Origin of the sequence: Azospirillum picis (assembly GCF_017876115.1) — a bacterium.
Lineage (GTDB): Bacteria > Pseudomonadota > Alphaproteobacteria > Azospirillales > Azospirillaceae > Azospirillum > Azospirillum picis.
The window spans coordinates 91,350-109,919 of record NZ_JAGINO010000020.1 but is presented as its reverse complement, the minus strand read 5'-3'; the positions used below and the strand labels follow the sequence as shown (position 1 = coordinate 109,919).

Below are 18,570 nucleotides of genomic sequence, written 5' to 3'. Positions count from 1 at the left end.
CATGGAGACCGTTTTTCATGAGCACACCCCAGACCCCAATCCGTTCCGGCTTCGGCAGGACCAGCACGGCTGACGACGTGATCGCCGGTATCGATCTTTCCGGCCGGACGGCGGTCGTCACCGGCGGCTATTCCGGGCTCGGCCTCGAAACCGTGCGCGTCTTCCTAGCTGCCGGTGCGCGGGTGATCGTGCCGGCACGCGACGTCGAGCGGGCACGGCGGGCGCTGGCCAGCCATCCGACAGCCGAAGTCTGGCCGATGGACCTGCTCGCCCCCGAGTCGATCGACGCCTTCGCCGAGCGCTTCCTTGCCGAACACACGCCGCTCCACATCTTGGTCAACAACGCTGGCATCATGGCCCTGCCCGAGTTGACCCGCGACACACGTGGACACGAACTGCAGTTCGCCACCAATCACCTTGGGCATTTCCAGTTGGCACTTCGCCTGTGGCCCGCGCTGAAGAGTGCCCACGGCGCACGGGTGGTCGCGCTGTCATCCCTCGGCCATCGCTTCTCTCGCGTGGTGTTCGAGGACGTGGACTTCCACCAGCGCACCTACAATCCATTTTCCGCCTACGGCCAGTCGAAAACCGCAAACGCCCTCTTCGCGGTTGAACTCGATCGCCGTGGCGCGCCGGATGGAGTCCGGGCCTTCGCGGTCCATCCCGGCGGCATCGTCGAGACCAACCTCGGCAAGCATATCGACCCGACAATGCTGCGGGACCTTGGAGCCGTCGACTCCGAAGGCAAGGCGATCATCGACCCCGATCGCGGCTTCAAGACACCGGCGATGGGAGCGGCCACACAGGTATGGTGCGCCACCAGCCCTGCGCTTGCCACCGAAGGCGGCGTCTATTGCGAGGACTGCGACATTGCTGTGGTTCTGGCTCCGCCCGACGGCGATTACGTGCTGGGTGATACGCTGGGTCAGGGCGGCGTCTTTCCACATGCCATCGACCCGGCGGCAGCGGAGAGGCTATGGATGCTGAGCGAAACACTGACCGGCATGCGCCTGCCGGCCTGACCGCCTCATTTCGCTGGGCGCCAGGGTACCGACGCTCGCAGGAGCGCTGCACGAACAATGACCGGGGCCAAGCCCTCATCCTTCCTGGCCGCCTCTGGTCCTTGTTCCAAGTAAAGCTCCAGACAGTCTCTGGAAAGCATCCAACCTCTCGCTGGCATTCCTGAACGCTATAGGCAACCCATCCTAGGATACGGGAAAACAAAAAGGCCCAACCAAGCTGGCTGGGCCTTTTTGCCGGACAGAAGGTCCAGGCATTCAGTGGCGGAGGGAGAGGGATTAGAAACGAGATCCGCCGGTGTTTTCTGGTGTCCGCGCATGCCTCCTAAGCCATTGACTTACAAAATACTCTCTTGCGCCTGCGTCCGTGACTGTCCGTTGCCATCCGCCCACACCCGATACAGAATGTGGGGCGAGGTGTGGGGTAGGATTGGCAGGGATTCGAAATGACCAAGCGAACCGGGAGGCACCCCGAGAAGGCCCTGACGGCGGTTACGGTGCGCAACGCCAAGCCCGGCCGGTATGCGGACGGCAACGGGCTGTATCTGGAGGTGGACGAGTCCGGCGCCCGGCGCTGGCTCCTGCGGATCATGGTGCAGGGGAGACGGCGGGACATCGGCCTGGGGTCCACCACACTGGTGTCGCTGGCCGAGGCGCGGGATACGGCGATAGCCATGCGCAAGGTGGCCCGGGCCGGCGGCGATCCCGTGGCCGAGCGTCAAAAGGCTCTGCGCATCGTGCCGACTTTCGAGAGCGCGGCCCGCACCTGCCACACCGAGCACAAAGACTCGTGGAAGAACGGAAAACACGCTGACCAGTGGCTCACCACTCTGGAAACCCACGCCTTCCCGGTGATCGGCACAATGACGGTGGACAGGATCGGCACGCCCGAAGTGCGGGACGTGCTCTTGCCGATCTGGCTGGAGAAGCCCGAGACGGCCCGCCGGGTGCGCCAGAGGATCGGGACGGTGCTGGACTGGGCTGCGACCAAGGGTTTCCGCGAAGGCGAGAACCCGGTGCGCTCCGTCGCCAAGGGGCTGCCGAAACAGAAGGACTCCGGCGAGCACTTCGCTGCCCTCCCCTACGACGACGTACCGGCCTTCCTGACCAAGCTGCGGGCGACCGACCAGACCGGCCCGGTGGTCAAGCTGGCGATGGAGTTCCTGATCCTGACCGCGGTGCGGTCGGGGGAGATGCGCGGCGCCATGTGGCGGGAGATCGACACCGAGGCCAAGCTGTGGACGATCCCGGCCGAGCGGATGAAGGCAGGCAAGCCGCATGTGGTGCCGCTGGCACCGCGCGCCGTCGAGCTGCTGGAGGAAGCCCGCAAGCTGGCCCGCAAGCCCGACGACCTCGACGCCCTGGTGTTCGAGGGCAGCAAGCCCGACAAGCCCATGTCCGACATGACGCTGACCATGGTGCTGCGCCGGATGAAGATCGAGGCGACCGCCCACGGCTTCCGCTCGGCCTTCCGCGACTGGACGGCCGAGACGACGAACACCCCCAGCGACGTGGCCGAGATGGCACTGGCCCACACCATCAAGAACAAGGTGGAGGCCGCCTATCGGCGCGGCGACCTGCTGGAGAAGCGGCGCGTCCTGATGAAGCTGTGGGCCGACTTCTGCCAGGGGGCAACGGGGGCTGTGGTGCCCATCACCGCGGGGAGGAAGGGCAAGGGCTGAGGGGCTTCCACAGGGCTTTCACAGGGCTTTCAATGTCTCTTCCCCCCTCCCTTCCCTTCCTTTCTTAGTAGAAAAGAGCGTCCCCAGCGTCCCCCAAAACTTTTGTGGGTTTAAAGTGACTGATTTCATTGGGGAAATCGTGGGGACGCTGAGTGTGGTTTCAGCGTCCCCACAGCGTCCCCAGCGTCCCCATTAGCGTCCCCAGCCCCGATAGGGAGCCGTCTCCGTCCGCATTGCCCGCTGCGAATAAGCGGAAACGCGCCGGGGTGACCTTCAGCCCGGCGGATTGGCGGCTTTCTGGTGTGGTTGGCTGTGGTGTTGAGGATTGGAAAAGCGAGGAGGCTGGTTGCCCAGCCTCCCCTTGCCTCACATGAAAAATACGGCGATGGCCGCGATGATCGCAGCAACGTCGATCTTCACGTGGACTTTGACCTGAATGCTCATGTTGAGCCTCCAGGTCCACGGCGCCGCAGACCTTGAAGGTTGCGGTTTTACGCGGCCGACAACGGGATGAGCCACCCGTTACGACATGATAGGCCTACCTTTGACGCCGTACGCTCGTCGCCAGTAGCCCTCCGTTGGCTCGTCCTCTGGGTTCGATGGCCCGAATCCACGGGTTCTACATCCAGCGACGCAGAGGATGTGCAGTGGCCGGCTTGGTGCTCACCTGCCAAAGTGAATCGCCCCGGTCCGCACACAAGCATTATTGCGTTTTGGGCACCGTTCAAACAAGGGCCACGTTGAAGTTACCATATGGATTGGCGCGTGTTTTCTGCTACCCATGCTTTCCAAAAGTTCTTGACGGCATACGTGGATGTGCAGGAAATGCAGCCATTAACGCCCGAAAAGTAAAAAGCCCGCCTCGGTATGAACCGGGCGGGATTTATCGTGTTGAGTGGACCATATATTCTTTGTAATCATGGTTATTATTAGATCACAAGAAATGCTATGGAAACTATAAGTGGTGTTTATAATAAAATGACGAGTTCCCAACTAGCCATTAAACTATCTTTCCCCAAATGTAAGCCGATATGGCAAATGCTAAGCCACCGCATTTTGCCCATAAATCAATCATTATTGACCACTCATCCATATCATTGGCGTAAGATAGTTTTTCCTTCTCTCCTTTGCTATTTCTTTTCTCATATTTTGCGATAAGTTTGATAAATGTTGACGCCGTAGAGAGTAAAGCAAAAAACGCCAAAGCTAATAAAAGGTGTTCCTTTTCTACTTGTGGCTTCATGAAATAGAACCACCCTAAAAAAATGATAGCCTCTAGAATAATGACAAAAATAACAAAAGATTTTGATCTGACGGCCACGAATTTCCTCCAAGTATTTTACGTTAGCGCTAAGAGCCTTTCAACCTAATCCCCGCTCCACTCCCATTCTCTGGGATGAACTCAACACCGGCCGTTTCATTTTTCGGGTCTTTGCGAGGAATCCATTTGTTGGAAAGCATCGCTCTCCTTCCCCGCATCATGGAAAGCAGCCAGCTTTCGCAGCCGCACCCCGGGGCCCTCACCGTTGCTGATGATGAAAATCACTCCGGCCGCTTCAAGGGCTGCTTGAATCGCTGCGAGGGTGCGCGGTTGAAGCTCTTCGCCGCGCTCCAGTCGTGACACGGTGTCAACCGACACGCCAGCTTCTTTAGCGAGGTCACGCACTCCCCAGCCTACGGCAGCCCGAGCCATTTTGCTCTGCACGGCGACAATCGTCATGACCTTGTACCGATTTCCTGTTGATGTGCCGATGAGATAATGGTATCGGTACAATATACCGAAAACAGTACGAAACGCAACATCAGAGGCACCCTCATGCGAGCATTTCTCGCCACGCCCAAGCCTTGCCCGCCGGCCCTGCTGGCGCGCTGGCCCCGCCCCATGATCGAAGCCGCCATAGACGCCCTCCTGGCCGAGCTGGACGCCCGCGACGGCGATCCGGACCTGGAGCCGGAAGAGGAACGGGGCGAACTCGACCATCTGCCCAACGCCACCACCACCGCCTGATCGCCCACAGGCCCGCCAGCCGGCCGGCCCTTCGCCTGGAGCTTTCCCGATGACGAACCCGACCAACGCGCCCGAGGGCGTGAACGCCCCCGCTTTATCCATCACCTGGACCACCCGCCAGCTTCCCGGCCCCGGTGGCGGCTCCGTGACCATCTCCACCGCACAGGCCGGCCCCTATGCCCTGGAGGTTCACGACTCCCAATCCCGTAGCGGCTGGCCCCGCATCGTCCTGTGGACCGTCGAGAAGGACGGCAGGCGCCTGGTGGAGGGAGTGCTGGACAGCACCGATGACGGCAAGGCCGCCGCCGAGTGCAAGGCCCGCCGGCTGCTGGCCGACACGCCGCCGGAGCCGAACACCAACGGCGCTGGCAGCTACGTCATCCCTGCGTCCGTGAACGGCATGCCCAAGCGTGGTGTCCCGCGGGGCGCTCATGCCGACATCGAGCTGTTGTTCGCCTGGGATGCCTTCCAGGCCGCCGCCACAGCCTACCAGTGCGCCCCGGATGGCGAGACCGACCGGTACTGCGAGATGGTGGACACCATCGGCGAGCGTATCGAAGCATTCAGCCCGAAGACCCTGGAAGGGGTCGCGATCCAGCTTCGCTATGCGCTGACCAAGTACATCGACGCGGATTGCGCCTGGAACGTGCTCGTGCTGTCCGAGGATATGGAGCAGGACTTTCGCCACATTGTCGGCAACGATCCTCACGCTGGCATGATCTGGCACGTGATCCAGGCCATTGACAGCCCGGCGGCGCGCATCGCCCGGCTGGGCCAGGAAAAGCCGGCCAAGGGGCCGGACCACTCTTCCGCCCCTTCCGCCTGATCACCAACCGTCCGCCCTGATCGGACAGTTGTCCGCGGAAATCGGACAACTCACCCCATCCGCCACATCTGGCGGACACCCATTGGAGCATCCCCATGTCGATCCCCAACAACGCGCCAAAGGGCGCGAACACCCCCGCTTTGTCCGCCGCTCCGATCCTGACCGGATCGACGCGCCTTCCCTCCGTCGAGATCATGACCTTTGCCGATGCCGACGCCGAGGTGGTCGCCTTGCTGGCCGCCGCCAACAGCAAGCGGGGCAAGGGTGAGGAGGCCGAACAGGAAGCGGACTTCAACGTCACCGTGGCGTGCGAGCTGCGCGACGCCATCTTGACCACCCCGCCCCGCACACTGGCCGACGCGCTGGCGATGCTGAACCGGCTGGCCTGCAAGGAAACCGGCCTGCGCTGCGGCCTGATCCCCGGAGGGGAAATGTCCGTGGCCGTCGTACTGCTGCGTGACTTCCTGGCAGCCCTGGTGCTGGAGAGTGTCCAAAAAGGAGGCGGTTCCAGCATGGACGGATAGCAGAGCGCGCATGCGCAGAGGGACTTTCCTGCCTTCTTGTCTCACCTCTTGATTTTCACAAGAGGCTAGGGTACCTCTTGGAAATCGCAAGAGGTGAGAGGATGCCATGATCCCGAAGTTGACCACCGCCGCCGCCTGTCGGGTGGCCCGTATCGACCGAGACCGTTTCAACGAACATGTCGCAGCGGGCCGTTTCCGCTGCGCTCCATGCACGGTCCCCGGCCGCTCCCGTCTGTTCGATCCGGATGACATGATCGCGCTGTGGCTGTTCCGCGACCTGATGGATGACGGCTACGAGGCTGCCAAAGCCGGCTCCATCGCGTGTGAGGTAGCCAACGCCGCGCGGCGACATCCTGAAGCTGGCGCGATCACCTTTGTTGAGGATTACTTCGAGCCGCGCGGCGGCAATGCAGTTCCGGCGGATCAGGTTCCGGCCTCCTCTGAATGGGACCATGCGTTTTTCGGCGGCACCAATATCCGCAAGACCACGACTTTCAACATCACCCATCTCCGCAGGCTAATCGCGCACTACACCGATGAAGAGCGTTCCGTCGTCGGCGAGCGCGATTGATCCGGCCGGGGGCCGGAGTGCCCCCGCTTTCTTTCTGAATAGGTGATCTGAAAATGGCGGATTTGAACAACCGGCCGGGCGATGCTCGGCCGCAAACACCCAAGCCTTGCCTTTCGCAGACCGTGCAGAAGGCGGGCTTTTCCGTCTCGGAGTTCTGCTTCGGGGCCGGCATCGGCCGATCCAAGGCGTACGACCTGATGAAGGAAAAGCGCATCAGCTTCGTCACGCTTGGCCGCCGCCGGATCATCACCACGTCCCCCGCCGAGTTCCTGGCAGGGCTGGCCGGCAACGCCGGAAACTGACCATGCGCGCCCGACTCGACTTCGACCGGATCAACGACGATGCGCTGGCCGTGCTGCCGGCGCTGGTGGCCCGTTGGCTCCCGGACGGGCACCGAGCCGGCGGGGAATGGGTCGCGCTCAACCCGCGCCGTGCGGACCACAAGCCCGGCTCCTTCAAGGTGAACCTCACCACCGGCAAGTGGAGCGACTTCGCCACCGGGGACCGAGGCGGCGACGTGGTGTCCCTGGCCGCCTTCCTGGCCGGCTGCACCCAAGCCGAGGCGGCCCGAAACCTTGCCGACATGCTGGGAACGAAATGACGCCTGACGATCACGCCGGCATGTTCGCGCCGTTGACCCCCGAGGAAACCGCCACCAGCCAACCGGCCGGGAAGGCGACCACTGCCGTCAAGGTGCCGATCCTGCCGGTTCCCGATGACGCCCCGGAGCTGCGGTTCAAGCATCCCAAATATGGCGAGCCATCCCGGACATGGCCCTACCATGACGCCGCCGGCCGGCTGCTGGGCTATGCGGCGCGCTTCGACTTCTCCGCCAGCGATGGCACGCCGGGCAAGGATGTGCTGCCGCTGACCTTCTGCGACCTGGGCAAGGGAAAGCGCGGTTGGCGCTCGAAGGGCATTCCCGATCCGCGCCCGCTCTACAAGCTGCCCGAGCTGACCGCCCGGCATGACGCCCTGGTGATCGTCACCGAGGGAGAGAAGGCCGCCGATGCCGCCGCCGAGCGGTTCCCCGAGTTGGTTGCTACTACACCGATGCACGGCGCCAAGTCACCCCACAAGACGGATTGGTCGCCGTTGGCGGGCCGCCGGGTGGCGATCTGGTCCGACCAAGACGAGCCGGGCGCCGCGTTCGGCCAAGCCGTCGCCGCCCTGGCGACCGAGGCGGGAGCCGCCAGCATCGCCATGGTGGACGTGCCCACCGACTGGCCGACCGGATGGGACCTTGCCGACGAAACGCCGGCCGGGGTCACGGTTGACACATTGCGCACCATGATCGAGGCCGCCGCACCTTGGGAGCCGCCGGCACCGACGACGGCCAAGCCCAGCAGGAAGCCTGCACCGGAACCGGACGACGACGACCTTCCCCAGCGCGACCGGCTGATCCTGTGCGCGACGCGGGGCGAGCTGTGGCGGGATGCCGATCATGCCGCCTATGCCACGGTGGAGGTAGACGGGCACCTTGAGAGCTTCGCCGTCCGGTCCATCGCCTACCGCCGTCATCTGCTGAAGATCTACGGCTCCCGCTATCAACAGGTGATCGCCGAGGGCGACACGAAGCACACCATTCCCGGCTCGCCATCGTCGCAAGCGCTGGCCGACGCGATGAACAGCATCGAGGCCATCGCCGGCAACGGGCCGGAGAAGGTGCCCGCCGTCCGGGTGGGTGAGCATGACGGCTGCGTGGTGATCGACCTGGGGACAAGCGACTGGTCCGCTGTGGTGATCGGGCCGGATGGCTGGAAGGTTGTCGCGCACCCGCCTGTACCCTTCATCCGGCCGGCCGGTCTGCGCCCATTGCCGGTGCCGGTGAAAGGAGGCCGCATTACCGAGCTGCGCCCCTTCCTGAACATCGGGAGCGATGAGGACTTCCGACTCGCCGTCGCCTGGATCGTGGCGTGCCTGAAGCGCAACGGGCCGTTCCCCGTCATGGTGGTGAACGGCGAACAGGGCGCGGCCAAGTCCACCTTCTGCCGCGTGCTGCGCCGGCTGATCGACCCGAACGCCGCTGACCTGCGATCCCCGCCGAAGGACGAGCGGGACGCACTGCTGGCCGCGCGCAACGGCTGGGTGCTGGGTTACGACAACCTGTCCTTCATCGACGGCGACCAGTCGGATTGGTTCTGCCGCATCGCCACCGGGGGCGGCTTCGCCACGCGGGCGCTCTACACGAACAACGAGGAAGTCTTGATCGACGTGTGCCGCCCGGTGCTGCTGAACGGCATTCCGGCGCTGGCATCCCGCCCCGATCTGGCCGACCGTGCCGTTGCCCTGACCCTGCCGGCGATGACGGCGGAAGCCCGCCGGCCCGAGGGCACCTTCTGGACCGAGTTCGACGCCGCGGCGCCGCGCATCCTGGGTGCGCTGTTCGACGGCGTGTCGACCGCGCTGCGCAACCGCGCCACGGTGAAACTCTCCCGCCTGCCGCGCATGGCCGATTTCGCCTTGTGGGCTGCTGCTGCCTTTCCCTCCTTCGCGTGGCTGCCCGACCAGTTCGTTGACGCCTATGAGACCAACCGCGCTCAAGGCGTAGCCGAGGCTGTGGAGGCCGATCCCGTGGCATCTGCCGTGCTCGAGGTGATGGCTGACCGGGACGTCTGGAACGGAACGGCGACGGACCTTCTGTCGGATATCAACCTCAAGGTGGCCCTGGAGGTGTCGCGGGACAAAACGTGGCCGAAGGATGGCACCCGGTTGTCCAACCGGCTCCGTCGCGTGGCACCGGCCCTTCGATCACTCGGCATCGAGATCGTTCTGGACCTTCGCGAAGGACGCGGGACCGAGCGTCGCCGGGTAATCCAGATCCGGCGGGTCAAGGACGATCCCGCCCCGGCGGTAGAATGGGAGGAGACGATATGAGTGCGCTGGCCGTCCTGCGTGCCCTGCGCTCCGAGGGAGGTACGGTCTCCCTCGACGGCGGCAACCTCCGTCTGCGGGCACCCGCGCCCCTGCCGCCGGCTCTTGTCTCCGCCGTCCGTGCGGAGAAGCCCGGGTTGATCCGGCTGCTGTCCGGACATGCGGACGCTCTCGACCGTCTGGACGACTTCGAAGAGCGTGCAGCCATCTTGGAATTCGGCGGGCATCTATCCCGCTCAGAAGCCGAGAGGAAAGCCTGGGATGATATTTTTGGAAATTCTCATGATGTGTTCCCTTAGAACTCGCTGTATCGGACAAAGAAACACATAAGCGTACAGCGGCGGACATTAGCGGAATTTCATCGCATTTTCTGGAAACAATTCCTTGATCCTGTAGAATATGGCCGCCTTCTCTCTTGTGGTGGATGCCATATGCTTGGGTGGATCAAGAACAGCCTCTTCACCGAACGCAAGAGCGACGACGGCTATGAGCTGCTGACCGGCGGCGCCCTGCCCACGGCCGCGGGAGTGTCGGTCTCGCCCGAGTCCGCCATGCGCTGTTCGGTCTCCTTCGCCTGCATCAAGGTCATTGCCGAGACCATCGAGCAACTGACGCCGCACCTGTACCGCCGGACGGGCGACGACCGGGAGCGCGCTACCGACCATCCCGTCTCCGCGCTGGTGACCAAGGCCGCGAACGACTGGACGCCGGCCAGCGAGTTCCGCCTGGTGCTTGGAACCCACTTCGCCACCCACGGCAACGCCTATGCCTTCGTGAACCGGGACACCGCCGGCCGGGTGGTGGAGTTGATCCCGCTCGATCCCCGCGCCGTCTCCGTCCGCCAGGACCCGCGCACCATGGCGCCGGTCTACATGGTCGGCACCAGCAACACGGCACTGCCCGCCCGCGAGTATGACCGCTCCGAGATCCTGCACATCCGCGGCGTCGGGCTGGACGTCCACAAGGGCGCCTCGCCCGTCACGCTGGGCCGGGAGGCTATCGGCCTTGCCCTGACCCTGGAAAGCCACTGCGGCTCCCTGTTCGGCAACGGCGCCAAGCCGTCGGGGCTGCTGAAGGTCAAGGGGACGCTGGGGGAGGAGCAGTTCCGGCGGGTCCGCGCCATGTTCTCCAACTTCTACCAGGGCGTGACCGGCAAGCGGATCATGATCCTGAGCGACGCCATGGACTTCCAACAGGTCCAGTTGACCAGCGTCGACTCGCAGACCCTGGAGATGCGCCGCTTTCAGGTGGAGGAAGTGAGCCGCTTCTGGCGGGTGCCGCTGCATCTGGTCAACGAGATGGACCGCGCCACCCATGCCAATGCCGAGAGCATGGGGCAGCAGTTCCTGACCTTCTGCATGCTGCCGATCCTGCGGCTGTGGTGTGACGCCATGGCGATCACCCTCCTGACGCCTGTGGAGCGCGAAACCCACTACTTCGAATTTGAGGTGAACGACATCGCCCGCGCCGACATCGCCGCCCGCTTTGAAGCCTACAGCAAGGCGATCAACAGCGGCGTGCTGAACCCGAACGAGGCGCGGGGGAAGGAAAACATGCCCGGCTATGAGGGTGGCGAGACCTTCATGCGGCCGGTCAACACCGCGCCCGCTCCGACAACCGGCGGCGCTGGCGGAACCATGGGGGCGACCGATGCTTGAGGTGAAGGTCTCCCCCGAGGGCGAGGTGATCGGGTACGCCAGCCTGTTCGGCGGCCCGGCCGATGCGGTCAACGACGTGGTGCAGCCGGGCGCCTATCACGGCAGCCTCGCCATTGGGCTGCCGCTCATGCTGCGCGAGCACAAGGGCGTGCCCATCGGCCAGTGGATCGAAGCCGCAGAGGACGACATCGGCCTGAAGGTCCGCGGCATCGTCACCGATCCGGCGACGCTGGCGGACCTGCGGGGCGGCCGGCTGGATGGGCTGTCCATCGGCTACGTCGCCACCAAGGCCCACCGCGACACCACCGGCCGGCGGGTGCTGGTCGAAGTCAACTTGCAGGAAGTCAGCATCGTGCGCCGGCCGGCATCGAGCCGGGCACGGGTGCTGAGTGTGAAGTCTGCCCCGGCCGCAGGTGCGGCCATCACCGAGGAGAGCACCATGGAAGACGAGACCACCGCGCCCGATCTGGCCGCGCTGGAGACCAAGACGGCCGAGCTGGTCGCCGGGGTCGAGACCAAGATGACCGCTGCCATCACCGCGGCGCTGGCACCGATCACCGACCGGCTGGGCAAGGTGGAGACCACGCTCCGCCGGCCGGGCACCGCACCCGCCGAGACCAAGGGCACCGATGCCCCGGAGCGCAAGGCGTTCGAGTCGTACCTCCGTCACGGCACGGCCGGCATGGAGTTCACGGAGGTGAAGGCGATGCGTACCGGCGACGATCCCAGCGCCGGCTACCTCGCCCCGGCCGAGTTCATCGCCGAAGTGGACAAGAACATCGTCCTGTGGTCGCCCGTGCGCCAACTGGCGACGGTGCGCAACACGGCGCGCGGATCGGTGGAGCTGCCCAAGCGCATCGGCCGTCCCACCGCGACGTGGGTGGAGGAGCTGGAGGATCGGGAGGACACCGAGACCGGCAGCCGCTACGGCAAGTCCACCTGGGAGGTGAAGGAGATCGTGGCCTATGTCGATGTCGCGTTCTCCACCCTGGAGGACGCCGCGGTCGACATCTTTGCCGAGGTTGCCAGCGATTTGGCTGGAGAGTTCGGGCAGGCCGAGGGTGAGGCGTTTGTCCTGGGCAACGGCGTGAAGCGCCCGATGGGCTTCATGTCGGACACCACCATCCCCACCGTGGCGAGCGGCGACGCGACCAAGATCACCGCCGACTCGCTGATCGACCTGTTCCACGCCCTGCCGTCGCCCTACCGCACCAACGCGGTGTGGGGGATGAACTCGACCACGCTCGGGGCGATCCGCAAGCTGAAGACCACGGGAGGCGAATACCTGCTGTCCATGTCGGGGCTGGCCGGCTCGCCCGTCACCACCATCCTGGGCCGACCGGTGGTGGAGCTGCCCGATATGCCCGACGTGGCCGGCGGCGCCGTGCCCCTGGTGTTCGGCGACTTCGCGCAGGGCTACCGGGTGTTCGATCGGGTGGGCTTCTCCCTGCTGCGCGACGACCTGACGCAGCGCACCAAGGGCAAGTGCCGCTTCCATGCCCGCAAGCGGGTGGCCGGCGGGGTCCGCAAGTCGGAAGCCCTGCGCAAGCTGCACATCGCGGCGAACTGAGGGAGGAGCGACCATGCGCGACCTGATGAGCAACATCCACCCCGTCACCGTCATCCCGCCCGGCACGGCGCCGACCGACAACACCGCCATCGTCTCGTCCATCGTGGATCGGCTGGGCTTCGGCTCCGTGACCTTCGTCATCCTCACCGGCACGCTGGCCGATGCGGACGCCACCTTCGCCGTGAAGCTGGAGCATGGCGACGCGCCGAACCTGTCCGATGCGGAGGAGGTGCCCGACGCGCTGTTGGTGGGCACCGAGGCCCTGGCCGGCTTCACCGCGGCCGACGACGGCAAGGCCCGCAAGCTGGGCTATGTCGGCGGCAAGCGGTACCAGCGCCTGACCGTCACCCCGGCCGGCAACGCCAGTGCGGCGAACCTGGGGGCCGTGGCGATCCTGGGGCACCCGGTCAACGCCCCCACCGCCAACCCGCCGGGCTGACGAGGCCGCTTCGGCATGCCGTACGCTCCCCCTCGCATCTGCAAATGCGGCGCCCTGGTCCCTGCCGGCCGGGCGTGCCCGCGTTGCTCCAAGGCTGCCGAGGCCGCCCGGCCCAACCGGCACCAGCGCGGCTATGACTCGGATTGGTACCGGCTGCGTCGCCGTCATCTGGAGACGCATCCTGGCTGCGTGGTGTGCGGATCGACCGAGGGCGTGGACGTGGACCACAAGGCCAGCATCCGGGAGCGTCCCGAGCTGCGGCTTGCCCCGTCCAACCTGCAAACGCTCTGTCGGCTGCATCACAATCGCAAGACCCACGGCAAAATGCAGGAATAGCAAGGGGTTGGGGATAGGGGGTCTCCAATTTCCTGGGATGGGGCCGGGTACCGGTGTGGGGTCTCGCTCGCGAGAGAGGCGAATTGAGCAAATCGGATAAGGGGATGGGGCGATGCGTGGACGGAAACCAGAGTTGAAGGCGATCGACGGCGGGCTGGCCCGGCTGCCGCCGGCCCCGTCCTGGCTGCCGGCCGAGGCCAAGGCCGAATGGCGCCGGGTGGTGCCCGGCCTGCGTGCCCGCAAGACGCTGACCCGTGAAGACCTGCCCATGCTGGAAGCCTACTGTTTGGCCGCCGGCACCGTGCGCCGCATGCAGGCGACGCTTGCCAGCGAGGGCGACACCATCACCAGCGCGAAGGGCGAGGTGCGGCGGCATCCCGCCTTCCAGACCATGTTCCAGGCCCTGACCGAAAGCCGCCGGCTGGCGGCCGAGCTGGGCTTGACCCCGGCCAGCCGCAACAAGGCCGCTCCCACGGAAAACGACGATGACGACCTTTCCGGCCTGGATCTCTGACGGCTCCGACATCCCCGACCCGCTGGGCTATGGGCAACGCGCCGTCGACTTCCTGCGCGTGCTGCGCCACCCGAAATCGACCCTGCGCAAGCGCGGCTTCCAGCTTGCCGACTTTCAGGAGCGCCTGGTCCGCCGCATCTACGGCCCGCGCCACCCGGACGGCCGGCGGATCGTCCGCAACGTCGTCATGCTGCTGCCCCGCGGCGGCCGCAAGACCAGCCTGGGCGCCGGCCTGGGGCTGCTGCACACCATCGGCCCGGAGCGGGTGCCCGGCGGGCTGGCGCTGTTCGCCGCGTCGGATCGCGAACAGGCCCGCATTGGCTTCGAGGAGGCTGCCGGGATCTGCAGAGAGGACCCACGCATCGGCGACCGGCTGCGCTTCATCGACTACCGGCACCGGATCGAACATCCCAAAAGCGGGTGCCAGCTTCGCGCCATCTCCTGCGACGCGGCCCGCTCCCACGGCACCACCCCCACCTTCGCCCTGGTGGACGAGCTGCACGCTTGGCCCAAACGCGACCTGTGGGACGTGATCCGCACCGGTCTGGTGAAGGTGCCCGGCTCCCTGTGCGTCGTCATCAGCACGGCCGGCCGGGGCCAGCAGAACGTCGCCCACGACATCGTAGACTATGCCCGCCGAGTCGCCCGCGGAGAGATCGACGACCCCGGCACCCTGCCGGTGCTGTTCGAGACGGCGGCCGATGCCGATTGGCGGGATGAAGCGGTCTGGTACCGGGCCAACCCGGGCTTGGCCCACGGCTTCCCCGACATCGAGGGGCTACGCCAGCTTGCCCGCGAGGCGGAGAACCGGCCGGCCGATCGGGAGGCGTTCCGGCAACTGCATCTGAACGTCTGGCTCGACCACTCGACCGACCCGTTCGTGGAGATGCCCGTCTATGACGCGGGCGCGGCGCCGCTCGACCTCGACGCGCTGGCGGGCGCCCCGTGCTGGCTCGGGGTGGACCTCTCCAGCAACTCGGATCTGACGGTGGTGGTGGCGTGCTGGCGGGTTGGCACCGGCTATGCGGTGCTGCCCCACTTCTTCTGCCCAGGTGACAACCTGCGCGGCCGGCAAGACCGGGATGGGGTGCCCTATGTCCGCTGGGCCGATGACGGGCTGATCGAGCCGACCCCGGGCAACGTGGTCGACTTCCGCGCGGTGGAGGACTGCATCCGCGACCTGTGCGACCGCTTCAACGTGGTGTCGGTGGGCATCGACCCGCACTTGGCCCGCTCCACGCTGAATACGCTAACCGAGGACGGCTATCCGGCCGTGGAGGTGCGGCAGGGGTGGGTGACGATGGCGCCGGCGATCAAGGAGCTGGAGCGCGCCATCATCGGGCGGCAGTTCCAGCACGGCGGGCATGAGGTGCTGCGCTGGTGCTTCGACAACATCCAGGTGGAGACCGACCGGGCCGGCAACCGGCTGTTCAGCAAGGGCAAGGCACGGGAGCGGATCGACGGTGCCGTGGCCTGCGCCATCGCTGTGTCGCTGGCGCAGCACGGCGAGGCCGGAGGCTCGATCTACGATCTGGATTTGCCGGACGATGAGTTCTTCGTCTGATCGAAGCTACTCATGTTGTCACGTTTAAGTATTGTAGGCGCTTACGGTGACAGAGTCAGAGTTGCGGCGATGCTGGCGATGTAACCGACAACAAAGTTTGACAGGTTTCCGTTAGTTCCCATGGTGACCTCTCCCTTCCGGTCGCTGATGACCAGCATTACCATTGTAAGAATGAAGATCCCGCCGAGGAACATTATAGGCGACACTGCGCAACAAGCTGACACTGACAGCCCGGAGACTACTGTCCCCGTAAGCGTCCACGCTCAGTAGAATGCATCTTCCGCGTGTGGATTTCAAGGGAACGAAATGGGGACGCTGGCGGGGACGCTGCCACTCCGACCTACGTCCCCAGTATTATCAAGCCTTTTGAACTAGATAGCCAGTGCGGGAACGCTGCGGACGCTGGGGACGCTGTTTTGCCCCTACTCTCTAGCCTTGCCCTCTCCGCGGTGCGCAACACCAATGCAGGCGAAGCTTCCGGCGATCCGTGGGAAAGGGGCTTCCGTCCGCGAACGTCCGCTGACAGCGGCGTCAATCCGTCGAAAAATGTGGGGTAAACTGTGGGGAAGGCGTTTTCTGGATACGAAAAAGCCCAAGCAAATCAATTGCTTGGGCTAATTTCGTGGCGGAGGGAGAGGGATTCGAACCCTCGATACGCTTTTGACGTATACACACTTTCCAGGCGTGCGCCTTCAACCACTCGGCCACCCCTCCGCAGAGGCCCGGTTTATAGCCAGAGGCTTTCGGCGATGCAAGCCCTCGATTGCATCGTTCCGACGATTTTTATGCCTTTCCCGTCACGCCGGCGCTTTGGTGCACCAGGGCGCCTACGGTACGGCATAGGAGATCAAGGTCCTGGGGACGGGACAGACGGTGGTCGCCGTCCTTCACCAGGGTGACGCTCACGTCGTCACCGGTCAGCGCTTCGGCTATTCGCAGGCTGAGCTGCCAGGGAACGTCCGGATCACGTTGGCCGTGCAGCAGCCGGACGGGGCCGTCGAACGCGATACTGGCACCACTGGGACCGCCACCGGGGTTGCGCAGCAGCAGATGGCTGCGGCCGTCCTCGATCAGGGCACGGGTGATCGGTTGCGGTTCCGGCCCATAGTCCGAGGGACGGTTCCAGACACCGTCTTCCAGGATCTGCCGACGGACGCCCTCGTCGAAGATGTCCCACATGAGCTCTTCGGTGAAGTCGGGGGCCGGCGCGATGCCGACCAGCCCGGCGACCCGCTCGGGCCGGCGCAAGGCCGTCAGCAGCATCATCCAACCGCCCATCGAGGAGCCCACCAGGATCTGCGGTCCGCTGGTCACCTGGTCCAGCACAGCCAACGCGTCGTCGGCCCACAGCCCGATGGTGCCGTCGGCGAAGCGGCCGCTCGAAGCGCCGTGGCCCTGGTAGTCGAAGCGGGTGAAGGACAGCCCCTGCGCCACTGCCCATCTTTCCAACGCGGTTGCCTTGCCGCCGGTCATGTCGGACATGAAGCCGCCCAGGAACATCACGCCGGGAAGCCCCTGCCCGGCCGGGCCGGCAGGGGTGTGGCAATAGGCTATGGTCGCCGCACCGCGCGTTAGGCTATGGTGCGCGCCGCCCGCGGCGGCTGCGGATTCGGTCATTCGGTACCCCCTCGACAACGGACACCGGCCTCAAGGTCCGGACCTCCGGCCTCGACGGAACCGGGTGCGCCGGGCCCGCTATTCCTCCGGGGCCGCCCCTTGCGAGCAGCCGGCATCATGGACTTAGATCCCCACCTTACCACCGCTCCTTTCCCCGGCAACGACGCCACTGCCGACGGGAAACCCGCCGGTGCGGGCGGACCCTGGCCCGGCGGACGGGCGCCGACGGTGCTGCAGGTGGTGCCGACCCTGGTCACCGGCGGGGCCGAGCGCGGCTGCATCGACATGGCGCTGGCGCTGCAGGCCGCAGGCGGCACGCCCTTGGTGGCGTCGGAAGGCGGACCTATGGTGCGGGAGCTGGACCGGGCACGCATCACCCACCTGACGCTGCCGCTCGGTTCCAAGAACCCGCTGGTCATCCGCCGCAATGCCCGCCGGCTCGCCGCCATCATCCGCCGGTACAAGGTGGACATCGTCCATGCCCGCTCCCGTGCCCCGGCCTGGAGTGCCTGGCTGGCCTGCCGCGCCACCGGCGCGCGCTACATGACCACCTTCCATGCCCCCTACAATTTTGGCGGCCGGCTGAAGCGCTGGTACAATTCGGTGATGGCGCGCGGGGAGCGGGTGATCGCCATCTCCGGCTTCATCCGCGACCATGTGCTGTCCAACTACGACGTCGACCCGCAGCGGGTGCGCGTCATCCACCGCGGCATCGACCGTGCCGTCTTCGCCCCCGACCGGGTCAGCCCGGCGCGGCTGGTCACGCTGGCCAAGCAGTGGAACCTGCCCGACGACCGGCCGGTCATCCTGCTGCCCGGCCGGCTGACCCGCTGGAAGGGTCAGACCGTGCTGATCGACGCGTTGGCCAAGCTGGGGCGCAAGGACGTGCTCGCCCTGCTGGTCGGCTCCGACCAGGGCCGCAGCGGCTACCGCGGGGAGTTGGAGAACCGCATCGCCGCCGCCGGCCTGCGCGGGGTGGTGCGGATGACCGACCATTGCAGCGACATGGCGGCGGCCTACCTGTTGTCCACGGTGGTGGTCTCCGCCTCGCGCGAGCCGGAAGCCTTCGGGCGGGTGATCGTCGAGGCGCAGGCGATGGGCAAGCCGGTGATCGTCTCGGCGATCGGCGCCTACCAGGAGACCGTCATCCCCGGCGAGACCGCCTGGGTGGTGCCGCCGGACGACGCGGACGCGCTTGCCCGCGCGCTGGACGAGGCGCTGTCGCTGACGCCGGAGCAGCGCGACGCCATCGGCGCCCGCGCCATGGCCTTCGTCGCCGACCGTTACACCAAGGACCGCATGTGCGCCGACACCCTGGCGGTCTATGCGGAGTTGCTGCAACCCCGCTGATCCTCCCCGCCGCTTCCC

20 protein-coding genes and 1 tRNA gene are annotated in these 18,570 nt (G+C 65.6%); 17 read left to right on the top strand and 4 right to left on the bottom strand.

Translation table 11 applies throughout. From position 1 onward, the window contains the following. Nucleotides 1-17 precede the first annotated feature (17 nt). Nucleotides 18-1,022, top strand: a complete 1,005-nt coding sequence (locus J2850_RS23285) for an SDR family NAD(P)-dependent oxidoreductase (RefSeq protein WP_209987037.1) — start codon at nucleotides 18-20, stop codon at nucleotides 1,020-1,022. Nucleotides 1,023-1,465: 443 nt separating this feature from the next. Beyond that, a complete protein-coding gene (locus J2850_RS23280) occupies nucleotides 1,466-2,701 on the top strand; it encodes a tyrosine-type recombinase/integrase (RefSeq protein ID WP_209987034.1) in 1,236 nt (411 codons plus the stop codon). 1,000 nt (nucleotides 2,702-3,701) lie between these two features. Here the strand turns inward: J2850_RS23280 and J2850_RS23275 are convergent. Together J2850_RS23275 and J2850_RS23270 are read right to left on the bottom strand one after the other, a co-directional pair. Then, nucleotides 3,702-4,022 (bottom strand): hypothetical protein, encoded by a 321-nt coding sequence (locus tag J2850_RS23275; RefSeq protein WP_209987031.1) that lies wholly within the window; start codon nucleotides 4,020-4,022, stop codon nucleotides 3,702-3,704. 96 nt (nucleotides 4,023-4,118) lie between these two features. Next, a complete protein-coding gene (locus tag J2850_RS23270; protein ID WP_417281592.1) occupies nucleotides 4,119-4,421 on the bottom strand; it encodes a helix-turn-helix domain-containing protein in 303 nt (100 codons plus the stop codon). 96 nt (nucleotides 4,422-4,517) lie between these two features. Between J2850_RS23270 and J2850_RS23265 the strand changes: the two genes are divergently transcribed. The 14 genes from J2850_RS23265 (at nucleotide 4,518) to J2850_RS23200 (ending at nucleotide 15,585) form a co-directional block, all read left to right on the top strand. Continuing rightward, nucleotides 4,518-4,709 (top strand): hypothetical protein, encoded by a 192-nt coding sequence (locus J2850_RS23265; RefSeq protein ID WP_209987028.1) that lies wholly within the window; start codon nucleotides 4,518-4,520, stop codon nucleotides 4,707-4,709. Nucleotides 4,710-4,758: 49 nt separating this feature from the next. Continuing rightward, entirely contained in the window at nucleotides 4,759-5,535 is a 777-nt protein-coding gene (locus tag J2850_RS23260) for a hypothetical protein (RefSeq protein ID WP_209987025.1), read from the top strand. Between the two features lie 95 nt (nucleotides 5,536-5,630). After that, entirely contained in the window at nucleotides 5,631-6,059 is a 429-nt protein-coding gene (locus J2850_RS23255; RefSeq protein ID WP_209987022.1) for a hypothetical protein, read from the top strand. 106 nt (nucleotides 6,060-6,165) lie between these two features. Continuing rightward, nucleotides 6,166-6,630, top strand: coding sequence for a hypothetical protein (locus tag J2850_RS23250; protein WP_209987018.1), 465 nt, complete (start codon nucleotides 6,166-6,168; stop codon nucleotides 6,628-6,630). A gap of 53 nt (nucleotides 6,631-6,683) precedes the next feature. Next, a complete protein-coding gene (locus J2850_RS23245) occupies nucleotides 6,684-6,932 on the top strand; it encodes a hypothetical protein (RefSeq protein WP_209987015.1) in 249 nt (82 codons plus the stop codon). A gap of 2 nt (nucleotides 6,933-6,934) precedes the next feature. Beyond that, nucleotides 6,935-7,231, top strand: coding sequence for a hypothetical protein (locus J2850_RS23240; RefSeq protein WP_209987012.1), 297 nt, complete (start codon nucleotides 6,935-6,937; stop codon nucleotides 7,229-7,231). Beyond that, nucleotides 7,228-9,507 (top strand): hypothetical protein, encoded by a 2,280-nt coding sequence (locus tag J2850_RS23235; RefSeq protein WP_209987009.1) that lies wholly within the window; start codon nucleotides 7,228-7,230, stop codon nucleotides 9,505-9,507. Before J2850_RS23240 ends, J2850_RS23235 begins: the two co-directional genes overlap by 4 nt. After that, a complete protein-coding gene (locus J2850_RS23230) occupies nucleotides 9,504-9,803 on the top strand; it encodes a hypothetical protein (RefSeq protein WP_209987006.1) in 300 nt (99 codons plus the stop codon). The genes J2850_RS23235 and J2850_RS23230 overlap by 4 nt, the downstream gene beginning before the upstream one ends. A gap of 132 nt (nucleotides 9,804-9,935) precedes the next feature. Next, nucleotides 9,936-11,162: a phage portal protein gene (locus J2850_RS23225; RefSeq protein ID WP_209987003.1), complete on the top strand. Its 1,227-nt coding sequence runs from the start codon at nucleotides 9,936-9,938 to the stop codon at nucleotides 11,160-11,162. Beyond that, complete coding sequence (locus J2850_RS23220; protein ID WP_209987000.1) at nucleotides 11,155-12,732, top strand: phage major capsid protein; 1,578 nt, start codon at nucleotides 11,155-11,157, stop codon at nucleotides 12,730-12,732. The genes J2850_RS23225 and J2850_RS23220 overlap by 8 nt, the downstream gene beginning before the upstream one ends. Nucleotides 12,733-12,745: 13 nt before the next feature. After that, a complete protein-coding gene (locus J2850_RS23215; RefSeq protein WP_209986998.1) occupies nucleotides 12,746-13,171 on the top strand; it encodes a hypothetical protein in 426 nt (141 codons plus the stop codon). A 15-nt stretch (nucleotides 13,172-13,186) separates the two neighbouring features. Next, nucleotides 13,187-13,507 (top strand): HNH endonuclease signature motif containing protein, encoded by a 321-nt coding sequence (locus tag J2850_RS23210; RefSeq protein ID WP_209986996.1) that lies wholly within the window; start codon nucleotides 13,187-13,189, stop codon nucleotides 13,505-13,507. A gap of 133 nt (nucleotides 13,508-13,640) precedes the next feature. Continuing rightward, nucleotides 13,641-14,021: a phage terminase small subunit P27 family gene (locus J2850_RS23205; protein WP_246513416.1), complete on the top strand. Its 381-nt coding sequence runs from the start codon at nucleotides 13,641-13,643 to the stop codon at nucleotides 14,019-14,021. Then, on the top strand, nucleotides 13,993-15,585 hold the full coding sequence (locus J2850_RS23200; protein ID WP_209986990.1) for a terminase large subunit: 1,593 nt from the start codon (nucleotides 13,993-13,995) through the stop codon (nucleotides 15,583-15,585). Before J2850_RS23205 ends, J2850_RS23200 begins: the two co-directional genes overlap by 29 nt. A gap of 623 nt (nucleotides 15,586-16,208) precedes the next feature. Here J2850_RS23200 and J2850_RS23195 read toward each other — a convergent pair. Together J2850_RS23195 and J2850_RS23190 are read right to left on the bottom strand one after the other, a co-directional pair. Further along, nucleotides 16,209-16,299: transfer RNA gene (locus J2850_RS23195), tRNA-Ser, on the bottom strand. Nucleotides 16,300-16,368: 69 nt separating this feature from the next. Further along, nucleotides 16,369-17,202 carry an alpha/beta hydrolase family protein gene (locus J2850_RS23190; RefSeq protein ID WP_209986988.1) on the bottom strand — a complete coding sequence of 278 codons (834 nt, stop codon included), beginning with the start codon at nucleotides 17,200-17,202 and terminating at the stop codon, nucleotides 16,369-16,371. A gap of 117 nt (nucleotides 17,203-17,319) precedes the next feature. Between J2850_RS23190 and J2850_RS23185 the strand changes: the two genes are divergently transcribed. Further along, nucleotides 17,320-18,552 (top strand): glycosyltransferase family 4 protein, encoded by a 1,233-nt coding sequence (locus tag J2850_RS23185; RefSeq protein WP_246513414.1) that lies wholly within the window; start codon nucleotides 17,320-17,322, stop codon nucleotides 18,550-18,552. Nucleotides 18,553-18,570 lie beyond the last annotated feature (18 nt).